Origin of the sequence: Kitasatospora sp. NPDC052896 (assembly GCF_044547075.1) — a bacterium.
Taxonomy (GTDB): Bacteria; Actinomycetota; Actinomycetes; order Streptomycetales; family Streptomycetaceae; genus Kitasatospora.
In genome coordinates, this window is sequence record NZ_JBITZU010000002.1 from 177,056 (window position 1) to 191,811 (window position 14,756).

General features: G+C 71.4%; 13 protein-coding genes. 6 read left to right on the forward strand and 7 right to left on the reverse strand.

The window, feature by feature from the left end; genetic code table 11:
• Positions 1 to 22: 22 nt before the first annotated feature.
• A complete protein-coding gene (locus tag ACIGXM_RS06945) occupies positions 23 to 430 on the reverse strand; it encodes a hypothetical protein (protein WP_396557666.1) in 408 nt (135 codons plus the stop codon).
• 51 nt (positions 431 to 481) lie between these two features.
• Between ACIGXM_RS06945 and ACIGXM_RS06950 the strand changes: the two genes are divergently transcribed.
• Together ACIGXM_RS06950 and ACIGXM_RS06955 are read left to right on the forward strand one after the other, a co-directional pair.
• Complete coding sequence (locus ACIGXM_RS06950; RefSeq protein WP_396557668.1) at positions 482 to 1,453, forward strand: diacylglycerol/lipid kinase family protein; 972 nt, start codon at positions 482 to 484, stop codon at positions 1,451 to 1,453.
• 369 nt (positions 1,454 to 1,822) lie between these two features.
• Positions 1,823 to 2,074, forward strand: coding sequence for a WhiB family transcriptional regulator (locus tag ACIGXM_RS06955; RefSeq protein ID WP_014138019.1), 252 nt, complete (start codon positions 1,823 to 1,825; stop codon positions 2,072 to 2,074).
• A gap of 429 nt (positions 2,075 to 2,503) precedes the next feature.
• Here the strand turns inward: ACIGXM_RS06955 and ACIGXM_RS06960 are convergent, their stop codons facing one another.
• The 6 genes from ACIGXM_RS06960 to ACIGXM_RS06985 form a co-directional block, all read right to left on the reverse strand.
• Positions 2,504 to 4,012, reverse strand: coding sequence for a sensor histidine kinase (locus ACIGXM_RS06960; protein ID WP_396558341.1), 1,509 nt, complete (start codon positions 4,010 to 4,012; stop codon positions 2,504 to 2,506).
• A 340-nt stretch (positions 4,013 to 4,352) separates the two neighbouring features.
• On the reverse strand, positions 4,353 to 5,408 hold the full coding sequence (locus ACIGXM_RS06965) for an SIS domain-containing protein (protein WP_396557670.1): 1,056 nt from the start codon (positions 5,406 to 5,408) through the stop codon (positions 4,353 to 4,355).
• Positions 5,409 to 5,511: 103 nt separating this feature from the next.
• Positions 5,512 to 7,062 (reverse strand): glycoside hydrolase family 3 protein, encoded by a 1,551-nt coding sequence (locus ACIGXM_RS06970; protein WP_396557672.1) that lies wholly within the window; start codon positions 7,060 to 7,062, stop codon positions 5,512 to 5,514.
• A gap of 4 nt (positions 7,063 to 7,066) precedes the next feature.
• Positions 7,067 to 7,906 (reverse strand): carbohydrate ABC transporter permease, encoded by an 840-nt coding sequence (locus ACIGXM_RS06975; RefSeq protein WP_396557674.1) that lies wholly within the window; start codon positions 7,904 to 7,906, stop codon positions 7,067 to 7,069.
• A complete protein-coding gene (locus ACIGXM_RS06980; protein ID WP_396557676.1) occupies positions 7,903 to 8,910 on the reverse strand; it encodes a carbohydrate ABC transporter permease in 1,008 nt (335 codons plus the stop codon). Before ACIGXM_RS06980 ends, ACIGXM_RS06975 begins: the two co-directional genes overlap by 4 nt.
• A gap of 101 nt (positions 8,911 to 9,011) precedes the next feature.
• The gene (locus ACIGXM_RS06985) at positions 9,012 to 10,268 is read right to left on the reverse strand and encodes an extracellular solute-binding protein (RefSeq protein WP_396557678.1); all 1,257 of its coding nucleotides are present in this window, start codon (positions 10,266 to 10,268) and stop codon (positions 9,012 to 9,014) included.
• A gap of 420 nt (positions 10,269 to 10,688) precedes the next feature.
• Here ACIGXM_RS06985 and ACIGXM_RS06990 point away from each other — a divergent pair, with 420 nt between their 5' ends.
• The 4 genes from ACIGXM_RS06990 (at position 10,689) to ACIGXM_RS07005 (ending at position 14,640) form a co-directional block, all read left to right on the forward strand.
• On the forward strand, positions 10,689 to 11,495 hold the full coding sequence (locus ACIGXM_RS06990; RefSeq protein WP_396557680.1) for a GntR family transcriptional regulator: 807 nt from the start codon (positions 10,689 to 10,691) through the stop codon (positions 11,493 to 11,495).
• Positions 11,496 to 11,721: 226 nt separating this feature from the next.
• A complete protein-coding gene (locus ACIGXM_RS06995) occupies positions 11,722 to 12,021 on the forward strand; it encodes a DUF3311 domain-containing protein (RefSeq protein WP_396557682.1) in 300 nt (99 codons plus the stop codon).
• Positions 12,018 to 13,649: a monocarboxylate uptake permease MctP gene (mctP, locus tag ACIGXM_RS07000; RefSeq protein WP_396557684.1), complete on the forward strand. Its 1,632-nt coding sequence runs from the start codon at positions 12,018 to 12,020 to the stop codon at positions 13,647 to 13,649. Before ACIGXM_RS06995 ends, mctP begins: the two co-directional genes overlap by 4 nt.
• 244 nt (positions 13,650 to 13,893) lie before the next feature.
• Positions 13,894 to 14,640 carry a histidine phosphatase family protein gene (locus tag ACIGXM_RS07005; RefSeq protein ID WP_396557686.1) on the forward strand — a complete coding sequence of 249 codons (747 nt, stop codon included), beginning with the start codon at positions 13,894 to 13,896 and terminating at the stop codon, positions 14,638 to 14,640.
• Positions 14,641 to 14,756: the final 116 nt, after the last annotated feature.

Here is a 14,756-nt window from a genome sequence, read left to right on the forward strand (position 1 = left end):
CGGACCGCGGCCGGCCGCGGGCTCAGCCCTCCGGCCGGTAGAGCGCCTCGGTGACCGTCGGGGTCAGCAGCGTGAACAGCCCGGCGACCCCGGCCACGCCGACCAGCGCGCCCAGGCCGGCCATCAGGCCACCGGTCTGCCACATGAAGTAGGCCACCGGCAGGCAGAGCGTCTGGGTCATCACGGCCGGGCTGCGGCCCCAGCGGCGCAGCTTCAGCAGCGCGCGCGCCGCGAGCAGCGGCAGCAGGCCCATCAGCAGGATCACGAAGCCGCCGAACTCGTTGAGCCCCTGGTTCCGGGTGCTCTCGACCAGCCCGGCGGCCAGCATGTAGAGGCCCCAACCAGCCAGTGCGGCGCCCTCGGCGCTGGTCAGCGCGGCGGCGACGAGCAGTTGGACGGGCCGGGCGGTGGGGGAGGTTTCTGCACTCACCCCAGCAGGGTAGCCGCCACCGTCCGGGCGCCGGGCCGTAGGCTGAACCTCATGCGCGCGCTCCTGGTCGTGAACCCGAAGGCCACCACCACCAGTGGCCGCACCCGGGACGTGCTGACCCACGCGCTGCGCAGCGACCTCAAGCTGGAGGTCGCGGTCACCGAGTACCGCGGTCACGCCCGGGACCTGGCCCGCGAGGCGGCCACCGACGGCACGGTGGACCTGGTGGTGGCGCTCGGCGGTGACGGCACGGTCAACGAGGTCGTCAACGGGCTGCTCGCCAACGGCCCCGCCGAACGGGTGCCGCGCCTGGCCATCGTGCCCGGTGGCAGCACCAACGTCTTCGCCCGCGCGCTCGGCCTGCCGAACCACCCGGTGGAGGCCACCGGGGTGCTGCTGGACGCCATCGAGAACCGTCGCGAGCGGGCGATCTCGCTCGGCAAGGCGATGACGGAGGGGCTGCCGGACCGCTGGTTCACCTTCACCGCGGGGCTCGGCTTCGACGCCGGCGTGGTCGGCCGGGTGGAGGAACAGCGCCGGGCCGGGCGACGGTCGACGCACGCGCTGTACGTCCGCGAAGCGCTCCGGCACTACGTCACCGAGCGTGAACACCGCAAGTCCGGGCCGGTGACGCTGGAGTTGCCGGGCCGGGCGCCCGACTCCGGGCTGGTGATGACCATAGTGTCCAACACCTCGCCGTGGACCTTTCTCGGAAACCGGCCTGTGCTGCCCTCTCCCGCCGCTTCCTTCGAAACAGATCTGGACGTCTTCGGTATCACTCGAATGACGGCGTTCGGAACCGCTCGTACGGTCCGTCAGATCCTGCGGTCGCACACTCCTTCGGAACAATCCGGCACTCCCGCGGGGCCGGTCGGGAAGCACGTCGTCTCCTATCACGACGTCAGGCACTTCACCTTGGTTTCACAGGAACCCGTGCCGTTTCAGGTCGACGGGGACCATCTTGGAGACCGCAGTCGCGTCAGTTTCACAGGCGTTCGACGGGCACTGCGTGTGATTGTGTGACCAAAAGGGGGTTCCCCCCTTGTTCTCGAACGTGCTAGCCCCCTTCACTCCATAGAAGTACGGGCTGTGAGCTAGGCGACACCGAAGAATCAAAAATTCCTCCTCGAAGGGGGTTGTATCCGGGCTCGAGGTTTGCGAACCTCTACATGGCGATCGGGACGCCTCGCAGCGGGACACCGCGAAGCATCCCCACTGAGCATCCCGCTGGGACCCCTCAGGAATCGCCCGAACCCCCCTCAGCACAGACCGCCAGGCCGTAGAGGCCTTTGGTCCCTTTTGCCGTTGTGGGATTCGTGAAAGCGTTCACATTCACAAGCCATCGATAGTGCCGACCGGGCAACCCCCGCCGGCAGGAGGAGTTGGACGACCATGGACTGGCGCCACCGCGCTGTCTGCCGCGAAGAGGACCCGGAGCTGTTCTTCCCGATCGGGAACACCGGTCCTGCGCTGCTGCAGATCGAGGAAGCCAAGGCCGTGTGCCGCCGCTGTCCCGTCATGGAGCAGTGTCTGCAGTGGGCCCTGGAGACCGGCCAGGACGCCGGCGTCTGGGGTGGCATGAGCGAGGACGAGCGTCGTGCGATGAAGCGTCGCGCCGCCCGCAACCGCGCCCGCACCGCCTGAGCGAGTCCCGCGCACCGCACGATCGCAGTTCTCCGCAGCACCCGGTCGACCCGTCGGATCCGACGCGACACCGACCGCTCGCAGTACCGATCAACACATGATCAAGGGCTTCGGCCGCACGTCCGTCGAAGCCTTCCGCAGGATCAGGCCGCGCTCCGGTGCGGTCCGTGGCACAGCTCGGTCCGGACACTTGCTACTGTTCACGCAGAGCAATACTGTGGACCTGGGACGCTCACCGTACGCAACACGACGGGGCGAGCGAACCACCGGTGACCGCTGTCGACCGACAGTGCCGCACCACCCAAAGAGCCCCCGTTCCGACCGACTCCCCCCGACGGCCGGAACGGGTTGAGAGGCCCTGCCGACCCACCCCCCCCGGTCGGCGGGGCCTCGTTTCTTTGCCCCAACCGGCCCGTGCCGCAAGGGCGTTCAGGGGACTGGGATCTCCAGCACCACCTTGGTGCCACCGCCGGGCGCCGCGACCATGTCGAAGCTGCCGCCCAACTCCCCGGTGGCCAGCGTCCGGACGATCTGCAGCCCGAGGTTGCCGGCCTGCTGCGGGTCGAAGCCCTCGGGCATCCCCCGACCGTTGTCCTGCACGGTGATCAGCAGGTACTCGGCCGGGCGGGCACCGCCGTTCCAACTCTCCGACCAGCCGGTGCCGCTGGCCGGCGCACGACCGCGCAGCGCGCTGACCTCCAGTGCGCCGGCGGCCTTGGGGCCGAAGGCGTGCTCCAGGGCGTTCTGCAGCAGCTCGGTGAGGATCATCGCCAGCGGGGTGGCCACCTCGGCCGGCAGGATGCCGAAGCTGCCGCTGCGCCGGGTGGCCACCTGGCCGTCCTGGGACAGCTCCATCACCATCGCCAGCACCCGGTCGGCGATCTCGTCGAAGGCGACCTGCTCGTCCAGGGTCTGCGAGAGGGTCTCGTGCACGATCGCGATCGAGCCGACCCGGCGGACCGCCTCGTCCAGCGCGAGCCGGCCCGCGTCGGAGTCCATCCGGCGGGACTGCAGGCGCAGCAGCGCGGCCACCGTCTGCAGGTTGTTCTTCACCCGGTGGTGGATCTCCCGGATGGTGGCGTCCTTGGTCATCAGCTCGCGGTCGCGGCGTCGGAGTTCGGTGACGTCGCGGACCAGCACCAGTGAACCGGTGTGCACCCCCTTGGGCTTGAGCGGGATGGCACGCAGCGACACCACGCCGCCCTGGGCCTCCGCCTCGGTCTGCCGGGGCGCCCACCCGCTCGCCAGCTTCACCAGCGCCTCGTGCACCGGACCGCGCGACGGCGGCACCAACTCGGCCGTGGTGCGGCCGAGATGACCACCCAACAGATCCGTGGTGAGGCCCAGGCGGTGGTAGGCGGAGAGCGCGTTGGGGCTGGCGTAGGTGACGATGCCGTCGGCGTCCAGCCGGATCAGGCCGTCACCCACCCGCGGCGCGGCGTCCATGTCCACCTGCTCGCCCGGGTAGGGAAACGTTCCTGCGGCGATCATCTGGGCCAGGTCGGAGGCGCTCTGCAGGTAGGTGAGCTCGAGCCGGCTGGGGGTGCGCACGGTGAGCAGGTTGGTGTTGCGGGCGATCACGCCGAGTACCCGGCCCTCGCGGCGGACCGGGATGGACTCCACCCGGACCGGCACCTCCTCGCGCCACTCCGGGTCGCCCTCCCGGACGATCCGCCCCTCGTCGAAGGCGGCGTCCAGCAGCGGCCGGCGACCACGCGGGACCAGGTGACCGACCATGTCGTCCTGGTAGGAGGTGGGCCCGGTGTTGGGGCGCATCTGGGCGACCGAGACGTAGCGGATGCCGTCCCAGGTGGGGATCCACAGCACCAGGTCGGCGAAGGAGAGGTCGGAGAGCAGCTGCCACTCCGAGACCAGCAGGTGGAGCCACTCCACGTCGGCACCGGTGAGGGTGGTGTGGCGGCGGACGAGTTCGTTCAGCGAGGGCACAGGGCGAGCGTAACCGGGCGGGCGGGAGCGCGGCGGGCGGCCGGGGTGCCCGCAAGTTGTCCAGACCGGTTCCGGAGGCTCCTGGACAACCCGGATTGGTCTAGTCCACAATGGAAGGGCACCAAGGAGTGGTACCCGCGCAGCTGCCCTGACCCCGTACGGTCCCTCCTCGGTCGGACGCCGTCGCACCGGGACACCGCACAGTCCCGGTGCACGCAGGGTCTGTGGGGCCCGGCGTCCGACGACAGCTCCGGGCTGCGGTGCCGCGCAGGTTGAGGGTCCTGCGTCGGCGCCGTGGCCCGTAGTGCTCTCCCGGCTCGGTGGGCCGTGGTCAGTGGGTCTCGGTGACCTTGGCCAGCGCGCGCGGGGCGTCCGGGTCCTGGCCGCGGGCGATGGTGACCTCGTAGGCCAGCCGCTGCAGCGGCAGGATCTCCAGGATCGGCTGCACCTCCTCGGGCACCCCGGGCGGCAGTACGAACCCCGCCGAGGCGGCGTCCACCTGGTCCTGCTGGCCGACCACCACGAGGTCCGCGCCCCGACCGCGCAACCGGTCCAACACCGGTTGCAGCGCCTCGCCGCCCTTGCCGTCCGGCACGATCGCGATCACCGGGGAGACGTTGTCCACCATGGCCAGCGGCCCGTGCAGCAGGTCGGCACCGGAGAACGGGATGGCCGGGACGTAGCTGGTCTCCATCAGCTTCAGCGCGGCCTCGCGGGCGGTCGGGTAGCCGTAGCCGCGCGAGGTGATCACCAGCCGCTGGGCGAACCGGTAGCGCTCGGCCAGCGCCCGCACCTCAAGCTGCCGGTCCAGCACCCGCGCGGCCAGCTCCGGCAGCCCCCGGGCCTGCGCGGTCCCGCCCCCGCGCAGGCCCTCGACCAGCAGGTAGAGCGCGAGCAGCTCGGCGGTGTAGGTCTTGGTGGCGGGCAGTGCCTTCTCCGGGCCCGCCAGCACGTCGACGTGGTGCTCGGAGACCTCGGCCAACGGCGAGTCGGCGTTGTTGGTCACCGCCAGGGTGATCGCACCGGCCTCCCGGGCGGCCTTGGTGGAGGCCACCAGGTCGGGTGAGCCACCGGACTGGCTGACCGTGATCACCAGCACGTCCCGCAGGTCCGGCCTGGCGCCGTACGCGGTGGTGGTGGACATCGAGGTGAGCCCGGCCGGCCGGCCGAGCAGGACCTCGACCAGGTACTTGGCGTAGAGCGCCGCGTTGTCGGAGGTGCCGCGCGCGGTCAGCAGCACGAACCGCGGGCCGCGAGCGGCGATCGCGGCGGCGACGGCGCGGATCCGCGGCGCCCCCTCGTCGAGGATCCGGCGCAGCACGGTCGGCTGCTCGGCCATCTCCGCCGCCATGATCCGGCCGGGGACGTGGAGCTGCTGGTCGGACATCTGGCGGGCCTCCGGTGAGCTGGCTGGTTCCGGACGGGCGGCGGGATCCCACCGCCGATGCTACGGTCGCCCCCGGGCCGGGGCACCCCGGCCCGGACGACGCTCAACTCCGCGCGGTCGGCTGCCCGGTGAGCACCTCGACGGCGGCCAGCCCGCAGACCCGGGCGGCGCCGTGGGTGGCGACGTGCAGGGCGCCGGCCGGGGCCGCCTGCGGCACGCCCATCTCGACCACCAGGCCGTCCGGCCGGGCCGCCAGCAGCAGCCGCAGCGCCGCCGCCATCCACGGGTGCCGGTGGGTGTCGCGCACCACCAGGACCAGGCTGCGGCCCTCGGCGCCGGCCAGCACCCGCGCCACCAGCGCGTCCAGCCGCTCCGGCACGGCGTCCCGCGGGCCGATGCTCTCCGCTCGGGTGCCCGGGAAACGGGCGGCCAGCATGCCCGCCACCCCCCAGGGCGTCTCGTCGCCCACCGCGATGTTCGCCACCGGGGAGAACGAGGCCACGTACGGGCGGTCGGTGACCGGCGTGAACGGCTCGGACCCCGCGGTCACCCGCAGCGCCCGGCGGGCGGCCCGCAGGCCGATCGACAGGTCCGGCTCGGGGCCGGCGCCCTGGGCCGAGATCCGGGCCCAGCTGCCCAGCGCGCGGACCCGTCCGGCGGCGTCGGCGAGCCGCTGCTCGGGGATCCGGCCGGCGCGGACCGCCTCCACGATCGCGTCGCGCAGTCGCAGCACGGTCTCCTCGTCGGCCAGGCCGCCGCCGACGCAGATCGCGTCCGCGCCGGCGGCCAGCGCCAGCACCGTCCCCTCCGCGATGCCGTAGGTGTCCGCGATGGCGCCCATCTCGATGCCGTCGGTGACCACCAGCCCGTCGTAGCCGAGGCCGCCGTCGACCGACCGGGCCCGCAGCAGCCCGGACAGCACGGCCCGGCTGAGCGTGGCCGGGTGCACCGGGTCCAGCGCGGGGATCATGATGTGCGCGCTCATCACGGCCTTCGCCCCGGCCGCGACGGCGGCCCGGAACGGGACCAGGTCGCGCGAGCGCAGCAGGTCCTCGTCGACGTCCACCACCGGCAGGCCGTGGTGCGAGTCCACCGCGGTGTCGCCGTGGCCGGGGAAGTGCTTGGCGCAGGCGGCCACGCCGACCGACTGCAGGCCCTCCACCCAGGCGGCGGTGTGCCGGGCGCACAGCTCCGGGTCGGCGCCGAACGAGCGGACCCCGATGACCGGGTTGGCCGGGTTGGAGTTGACGTCGGCCGAGGGCGCCCAGTTGTAGTTGACGCCGCACTCGGCCAGCGCCCGGCCGAGCTCGCGGGCGACGTCGCGGGTGAGCGCCGGGTCGTCGATGGCGCCGAGCGCCAGGTTGCCCGGCCAGGAGGAGCCGGAACCGGCCTCCAGTCGGGTGACGTCGCCGCCCTCCTCGTCGATCGCCACCAGGACGTCCGGGTTCTCCCGGCGCAGCGCGGCGGTGAGCGCGGCCAGCTGGGCCGGGTCGGTGACGTTGCGGCCGAAGAGCGCGACCGAGCCGAGGCCGGCCGCCAGGTGGCGGCGGACCCACTCGGGCGGCGCGGTGCCCTCGAAGCCGGGCTGGAGGACGGTCAGGGCGTCGCGGTGCAGCTGGTCGCTGTCCGGCACGCTGGGGACGAGAATGCTCACCGAGTCAGCCCTTCACCGCGCCGGCGGTCATCCCGCCGACCGCCTTGCGCTGCAGGAACAGGAAGATGACCAGCACCGGGAGGGCGAACATGGTGGAGGCGGCCATGGTGGCGCCCCAGTCGTCGCCGAAGGTGCTCTGGAACGAGGTCAGCCAGAGCGGCAGGGTCTGCGCGGTGCCCGGGCCGGTGGCCTTGTTGAGGATCAGCACCAGCGGCAGCTCGTTCCACGCGGTGATGAAGCCGAACAGCGAGGTGGCCATCAGGCCCGGCGCGAGCAGTGGGAAGACCACCTTCACGAAGGCCTGGGCGCGGGTGCAGCCGTCCACCATCGCCGACTCCTCCAGTTCCTTGGGCACCGCGGCGATGAAGCCGCGCAGCGTCCAGATCGTGAAGGGCAGCACCATCATCATGTAGAAGAGCGTGAGCGGCACCAGGCTGTTCAGCATGGAGTCGTCCCGGACGATCATGTAGACGGAGATCGTCATGACCTCCCAGGGCGCCATCTGGGCCAGCATGACCACCAGCACGAAGGCCTTGCGGCCGCGGAACCGCATCCGGGCGATCGCGAACGAGGCCAGGGTGGCGATCAGCAGCGAGGCCAGCACCGCGCCCAGCGTCGCCGTGAAGCTGTTGCCGACCATCTCCCAGAACTGCGGCGCGCCGGTGGCCCGGGAGAAGTGCGCCAGGGTGCCGCCGAGCGGCAGGAAGACCGGCGTTCTGGTGATGATGTCGGTGTTCTGCTTGAACGCCGTGGTCACCATCCAGTAGACCGGGAAGGCGAAGAAGACGAACAGGACGACGGCGATGACGTTGGGCCAGCCGCGTCCAAAGAGCGAGCGCCTCACAGCTCGTCCTCCTGCTTCAGAATGATCCGGAAGTAGTACGCCATCAGCACGGCCAGCATCAGGATGGTCAGCACGGCGATCGCCGAGCCCACGCCGTAGTGCTGGTTGCCGCTGCCCTCGATGTAGGCGTAGACGGGCAGGGTCTCGGTGAGCCGCTGGGGGCCGCCGTTGTTGATGGCGAGGACCTGGGTGAAGCACTTGAACACCCAGATGACCTCGAGGAAGGTCGTGCTCAGGAAGAACGGCCGCAGGCTGGGGAAGACCACCGAGGTGAAGATCTTGACCGGGCCGGCGCCGTCCATCCGGGCGGCCTCGTAGAGCTCGGCGGGGATCGTGGTCAGGCCCGCGTACATGTTGAAGGCGACGAACGGGATCGAGCCCCAGACGATCAGCAGCACGATCACGAAGAAGGTGGACAGCTGGCCGCTGTACCAGTCGTAGGTCGCCATGCTGTGCCAACCCAGCTCGTTCAGCAGCCAGTTGACCACGCCGTACTGGGAGTCGAAGAGCCAGGTGAAGACCGTGGTGCTGGCCACGATCGGCATCGCCCAGGCCAGCACCAGGCCGGCCTGCAGGAAGAGCCGCATCTTCCTGCCGAGCCGGTTGAGCAGGAGGCCGACCAGGGTGCCGCCGGCCATGATCAGCACCACGTTGACCAGGGTGAAGGCGATCGAGCGGCCGGTGGTGTGCCAGAAGTCCGCGCTGGTCAGCAGCTGCTTGTAGTTGTCGAAGCCGTTCCACTCGGTCAGGTGCAGGATCAGCTGGCGGCGGTTCAGGTTCTGGAAGGAGAGCAGCACCGTCTTCAGCAGCGGCCAGCCCAGCAGGGCCAGGGTGGCCAGGGTGGCCGGGAGCAGCAGCAGGTACGGCGCGCTCCTGGCCAGCAGGCTCGGGCCGGCGGCCGCTCTGCCGCCGCCGGGGCCGCTCGGCTCGGGGTCGGCGGGCCGGGTGGTGGCCTGCCCGGGTTCCGGGGACCGTGTCTGCACCCGCTCCGAATGCACAGCCATCTTCTCTCTTCCTCACACCCTGGCCCGACGAGTGGCCACGACAGGACGACGGCGCCGGCCACCGGCCCTGGCCGAGGACCGGTGGACGGCGCCGCGCGGTACTACTGCTTCTGGTTCAGCAGTGCGGTGATCTGGCCGTCGTACTGCTTGGCGGTGGAGCCGTAGTCCGCACCCTGGAGGACAGCGGTCATGAACTCCTTGATCGGGGCCGGCGGGTTCTCCACGTTCGCCCAGTTCGGCAGGTTCGGGGTGGTGGCACCGACCACCGAGGCCTTCAACGCGGCCTGCGCGAACGGGGTGTTGGCCAGCGAGTCCAGCGAGGGCTTGTTCGGGATCAGGCCGGCGGAGGCCATCATGCCCTCGTACTTGTCCGAGAGGGCGATCTTGAGCAGGCCCTTGGCCAGGTCGAGGTTCTTGCTGTCCTGCGCGACGGCCAGGTTCGAGCCGCCGAGGAAGACGCCGGAGGGCTTGTCCGCGGTCGGGCCCGGGATCGGGAAGTAGCCCACGTTGTCGGCCGGCATGTCCTTGGGCGCCGGGGCCTCCCAGCCGAGGCCGATCATCGAGCCGATGGTGCCCTGCGGGAAGAGCGTGCTCTGCTGCGGGGTGGCCTCGTCCTTGTCCTTCGGCGCGGTCGAGTAGCTCTGCAGCTTCTGGTAGGTCTGGAAGGCCTGTTCGGCCTCCGGGGACTCCAGGTTGCCGACCCACTTGCCGCCGTCCTGCTTGGCGATCTGGCCGCCGTCGCCGGCGATCAGGCCGAAGTAGGTGTACCACTCCTGGCCGGGCAGGTAGATCGGGTTGGCGACGCCGGACTGCTTGAGCTTGTCCAGGTCGGAGTAGAACTCGTCCAGGGTGGCCGGCGGGGCGGTGATGCCGGCCTTGGTCCACAGCGCCTTGTTGTAGATGACCACGCGGTTGGTGAAGTACCACGGCGCGGCGTACTGCTTGCCGTCCAGCACCGAGGAGGCGTTCAGGTTGGCCGGCCAGTCGTTGCCGCCCAGGTCCGCCTTGTCGGAGGTGAGGTCGAGCAGGCCGCCGGTGGCGGCGTAGCCGGCCGTCTGGGTGTTGCCGACCTCCAGGACGTCGACCGAGCCCTCGGAGAGCGCGGTGGTCACCTTCTGGCCGATGCCGTCCCACTGCTGGATCTGGATGTTCAGCTTGGCGCCCGGGTACTGCGACTCGAAGTCAGCCTTGACCCCGTCCTGCCAGGCCTGCGGGGCCGAGCCGGACATGAGCCACATGGTCACCGTCTTGCCGTTGTAGTTGCCGGCGGCGTCCTTGCCTCCGCCGGACGAACCGCACGCCGCCACGCCGACGACCATTGTCGCGACGCCGACCGCCGCGATGAGCTGACGCTTCACGCCATCCTCCTGAGGGATGCCCGGGTGCCCCCCATCGGCGGCCGGCGACGTACCGCCGCAGATCGGCGGAGAGCGGAGTCGCGAACCCGTGAGATGGGCTGGGGTTTCATGGCTGGTCTGCAGTGGTGTAGACCAGATGCCTGGAGCTTGGCCTAGACCAATGGAGGTGTCAACGGGCCGGCGCGCGATCCGGACGAGCCGTTACCAAGCCGACACCGCTCATCGTTCATCGTGTGATCGGGTTCGCGACATCGGGTGATCGGCCGCTCGTCATCGGATGAGAAGGTCGTTGCCGCCGGATGAGAAGCCGTCCGTCATCCCGCGACCTGGTGCCCGAGCCACGGGCATACGTGCAACGATGTGTGCCGTTGACACGGTAGTGGGGCCGGTGAGGACCCACGAGGAGCGGAGAAGCGGCCCATGAGCAGCGACGGGGGCACCACGGCCCCGCTTCGGGCGAACCACCCCCAGGCGGGCGAGCCGCCCGTGCAGTCCGGCGCGACCGGCGAGCCGGCCGGCGCGCGGGTGCCGAAGTACTACGGACTGAAGCGACACCTGCTCCAGCTCACCGAGACCCAGCCGGCCGGCACCCCGGTCCCGCCGGAGCGCGCGCTGGCGGCGCAGTTCGACACCTCGCGCACCACCGTCCGGCAGGCGCTGCAGGAGCTGGTGGTCGAGGGCCGGCTGGAGCGGATCCAGGGCAAGGGCACCTTCGTCGCCAAGCCCAAGGTCGCCCAGGCCCTCCAGCTCACCTCCTACACCGAGGACATGCGCGCGCAGGGCCTGGAGCCCACCTCGCGGCTGATCGAGATCGGCTACGTGACGGCCGACGACCGGCTCGCGCCGCTGCTGGACATCAAGCCCGGCGGGCGGGTGCTGCGGATCGAGCGGCTCCGGCTGGCCAACGGCGACCCGATGGCGATCGAGGTGGCGCACCTGTCGGCCAAGCGGTTCCCGGCGCTGCGCCGCAACCTGGTCAAGCACGACTCGCTCTACACCGCGCTGCGCGAGGTGTACGACGTGGTGGTCGCGGAGGCCGAGGAGACCATCGAGACCACGCTGGCCAACCCGCGCGAGGCCGGACTGCTCGGGTCGGACGTGGGGCTGCCGATGCTGCAGCTGTCCCGGCACTCCTTCGACGCCGAGGGGGCGCCGGTGGAGTGGGTGCGGTCGATCTACCGCGGGGACCGCTACAAGTTCATCACCCGGCTGCAACGGCCCAGCTGAGCGCCCTGTCGTGGGGGGCGCGGCCGGGTCGCGCGGGGCGTGCGGCGGGCCGGTCGGCGGTTCGTGAACTGAGACGGCGTGAGAAGTGTGGTGACAGCGGACCGTTCGGTGCCCTACATTCCGTGCAGTCCAAGCCGATCACCACAGTCGCTGCTCGGCGGGCGTACGGGGTGACCCCTTTGCGCTGCGGCACTGCTGGGGATCCCTCGCCTCGCCGGAGTCGCCCATGTCCATCGATCCGATCGCCCCGCAGGCACCACCGGACGCGCTGCCGGCGCTGACCCCGGCCCGGGTGGTCGCCGGGGTCAGCCTGGCCGTCCCGGTCGTCGCGCTGCTCTGGGTGTCCTCGTACGCCCGGCTCACGCCGAGACTGCTCGGGGTGCCGTTCTTCTACTGGTACCAGATCCTCTGGATCCCGGTGTCCGCCGTCTTCACCACCACCGCCTACCTGATGGTCAGCCGGGACGAGAAGCGGCGCCGGGCGGCGAAGGCGGCCCGGGCCGCTCAGGACGGTGGGTCGCGATGAGGCACGGCGTCAACACGGTCGCCCTGGTGGTCTTCGTCCTGTTCTTCTTACTGGTCACCGTGCTGGGCTTCCTCGCCTCGCGCTGGCGCCGGGCGGAGAACGCGCTGCACCTGGACGAGTGGGGCCTGGGCGGCCGCAGCTTCGGGACCTGGATCACCTGGTTCCTGCTCGGCGGCGACATGTACACCGCGTACACCTTCGTGGCCATCCCCGCCGCGGTCTACGCGACCGGCGCGGCGGGCTTCTTCGCGGTGCCGTACACGATCATCGCCTACCCGCTGGTCTTCGTCTTCCTGCCCCGGCTCTGGTCGGTGGCCCGGGTGCGCGGGTACGTCACCCCGGCCGACTTCGTGCGCGGGCGGTACGGCTCGCGGGCGCTCTCGCTGGCGGTCGCGCTGACCGGGATCCTCGCCACCATGCCCTACATCGCGCTGCAACTGGTCGGTATCCAGGCGGTGCTGGACACCCTGGGGATCGGCGGCGGGGCGCACGCCAACTGGTTCGTCAAGGACCTGCCGCTCTTCCTGGCCTTCGCGGTGCTGGCCGCCTACACCTACTCGTCCGGGCTGCGGGCCCCGGCGCTGATCGCCTTCGTCAAGGACATCCTGGTCTATGTGGTGATCATCGTCGCGGTGATCTACCTACCGATGCGGCTCGGCGGCTACGGGCACATCTTCGACAGCGCGGCGCAGAAGTTCGGCACGATCAACCCGGCCACCCACCAGCCGGTGGGCGCCATGGTGAGCGGGCCGAAGGCGCAGTTCGCGTACGCGACGCTGGCGCTCGGCTCGGCGCTCGCGCTCTTCATGTACCCGCACACCGTGACCGGGGTGCTGGCCGCCAGGTCGCGCACCACCGTGCGCCGGAACATGGCGATCCTGCCGGCCTACTCGCTGATGCTCGGACTGCTCGCGCTGCTCGGCTTCCTGGCCATCGCGGCCGGCGTCGGCAAGGGCGTGAAGGGCTACAACTCGCAGCTGGCGGTGCCCGAGCTGTTCGCGAAGCTCTTCCCGGACTGGTTCACCGGGGTGGCCTTCGCGGCGATCGGGATCGGCGCGCTGGTGCCGGCCGCGATCATGTCGATCGCCGCCGCCAACCTGTTCACCCGCAACGTGTACAAGGAGTTCATCCGGCCGCAGGCGACCCCGGCCGAGGAGACCAGGGTCGCCAAGGCCGCCTCGCTGCTGGTGAAGGTGGGCGCGCTGGCCTTCGTGCTCGGGATGGACCAGCAGGTCGCGGTCAACCTGCAGCTGCTCGGCGGCCTGTGGATCCTGCAGACCTTCGTGGCGATCGTCGCCGGGCTCTTCACCCGCTGGTTCCACCGCTGGGCGCTGCTCGCGGGCTGGGCGGTCGGCATGGTCTACGGGACCTGGCAGGCGTACCGCATCTCCTCCCCCGCCACCAGGCACTTCGGCGGCAACTCGGCGACCGTCCCGGTGATCGGCCGGATCGGCTACATCGGGCTGACCGCGTTCGTGCTCAACCTGCTGGTCGCGGTGGTGCTCACACTGGTGCTGCGGGCGGCCAGGACGCCCGAGGGCGTGGACGAGACCGCGCCGGCCGACTACAGCGCGGAGGCGGGCGACCCCGAGCTTGCCGATGCGCCCCAGCCGGTGGCAGCGCACTAAGCGGCACGGCGCGCGCCCTGTGGTCGCGCCGTCACCTCCATCAACACTGGGGAGTGGCGGCGCGATCATAGATCCAAGGGGCCCGGTCACCGCGCAGGTACCAGGACGCCTCACCAGGGCACCCCTGCCGGCCCCGCGCGGCGCCCGGCCCCGGTCTCCCGGCCACCCGGCCGCCCGGCCTCCAGGCAGGGGCATCCGTCCGGACCGGCCGCCAGACCATCTGAGCACACGGGGAGAGACGGCCATGCCAGAGCTGAGCACCATCCTCAACGGACACCGACAGCACAGCAGCCCGGTCGCGCTGCCGTCCGTGCTGATCGCCACCCGGCACGGCGAGAGCACCGCGAACGTGGAGTTCCAGCTGGCCGAGGCGACCGGCGCGCTGAGCGTGCCGATCACCTGCCGGGACGCCGACATACCGCTCTCGATGACCGGCCGGGCGCAGGCCCAGGCGTTCGGGCACTGGTGGGCCGCGCTGCCGTCCGTCGACCGGCCGCGGACGGTCTGGTGCTCGCCGTACGTCCGGACGGCCGAGACCGCCCGGATCGCCGTCGCGCAGGCCGCCGGGCTGGGCGCGCTGCCGGCCGGGCCACCGATCCGGTACGACGAGCGGCTGCGCGACCGGGAGTTGGGGATCCTGGAGATGCTCACGGCGGCGGCGATCGAGAAGCGGCACCCGGAGGAGGCCGCCCGGCGGCGGAAGATGGGCGAGCTGTACTACCGGCCGCCGGGCGGCGAGAGCTGGGCGGATGTCGCGTTGCGGGTGCGCAGCTGCCTGCGCGACCTGTGCACGGAGGAGGCCGGGCGGCCGGTGCTGCTGGTGGCACACGACAACGTGGTGCTGATGCTGCGCTACGTGCTGGAGCGGCTCACCGAGGAGCGGCTGGTCGAGCTGGCTCCGGTGCGCAACTGCTCAGCCAGCATGTGGCGTTCGGACGGCGAGCGGCTGTGGCCGGAGCTGTGGAACGACACCGGGCACCTGGCGGGATGAGCTGACGGAGGCGACGCGCGCCCCGGCCCCCCGCCCCCCCCCGCCCGGGGTGGGTGGGGGGGGCCGGGGGTGGGGGGAGCCCAAGGGGGGGGGCCCCCCGGTGGTTGGGGGCCCCC

Coding starts and splice junctions, on each gene's coding strand:
- mctP (WP_396557684.1), top strand. CDS start 12,018: ATGAGGCACGGCGTCAACACGGTCGCCCTGGTGGTCTTCGTCCTGTTC.
- ACIGXM_RS07005 (WP_396557686.1), top strand. CDS start 13,894: ATGCCAGAGCTGAGCACCATCCTCAACGGACACCGACAGCACAGCAGC.
- ACIGXM_RS06990 (WP_396557680.1), top strand. CDS start 10,689: ATGAGCAGCGACGGGGGCACCACGGCCCCGCTTCGGGCGAACCACCCC.
- ACIGXM_RS06955 (WP_014138019.1), top strand. CDS start 1,823: ATGGACTGGCGCCACCGCGCTGTCTGCCGCGAAGAGGACCCGGAGCTG.
- ACIGXM_RS06980 (WP_396557676.1), bottom strand. CDS start 8,910: ATGGCTGTGCATTCGGAGCGGGTGCAGACACGGTCCCCGGAACCCGGG.
- ACIGXM_RS06950 (WP_396557668.1), top strand. CDS start 482: ATGCGCGCGCTCCTGGTCGTGAACCCGAAGGCCACCACCACCAGTGGC.
- ACIGXM_RS06995 (WP_396557682.1), top strand. CDS start 11,722: ATGTCCATCGATCCGATCGCCCCGCAGGCACCACCGGACGCGCTGCCG.
- ACIGXM_RS06965 (WP_396557670.1), bottom strand. CDS start 5,408: ATGTCCGACCAGCAGCTCCACGTCCCCGGCCGGATCATGGCGGCGGAG.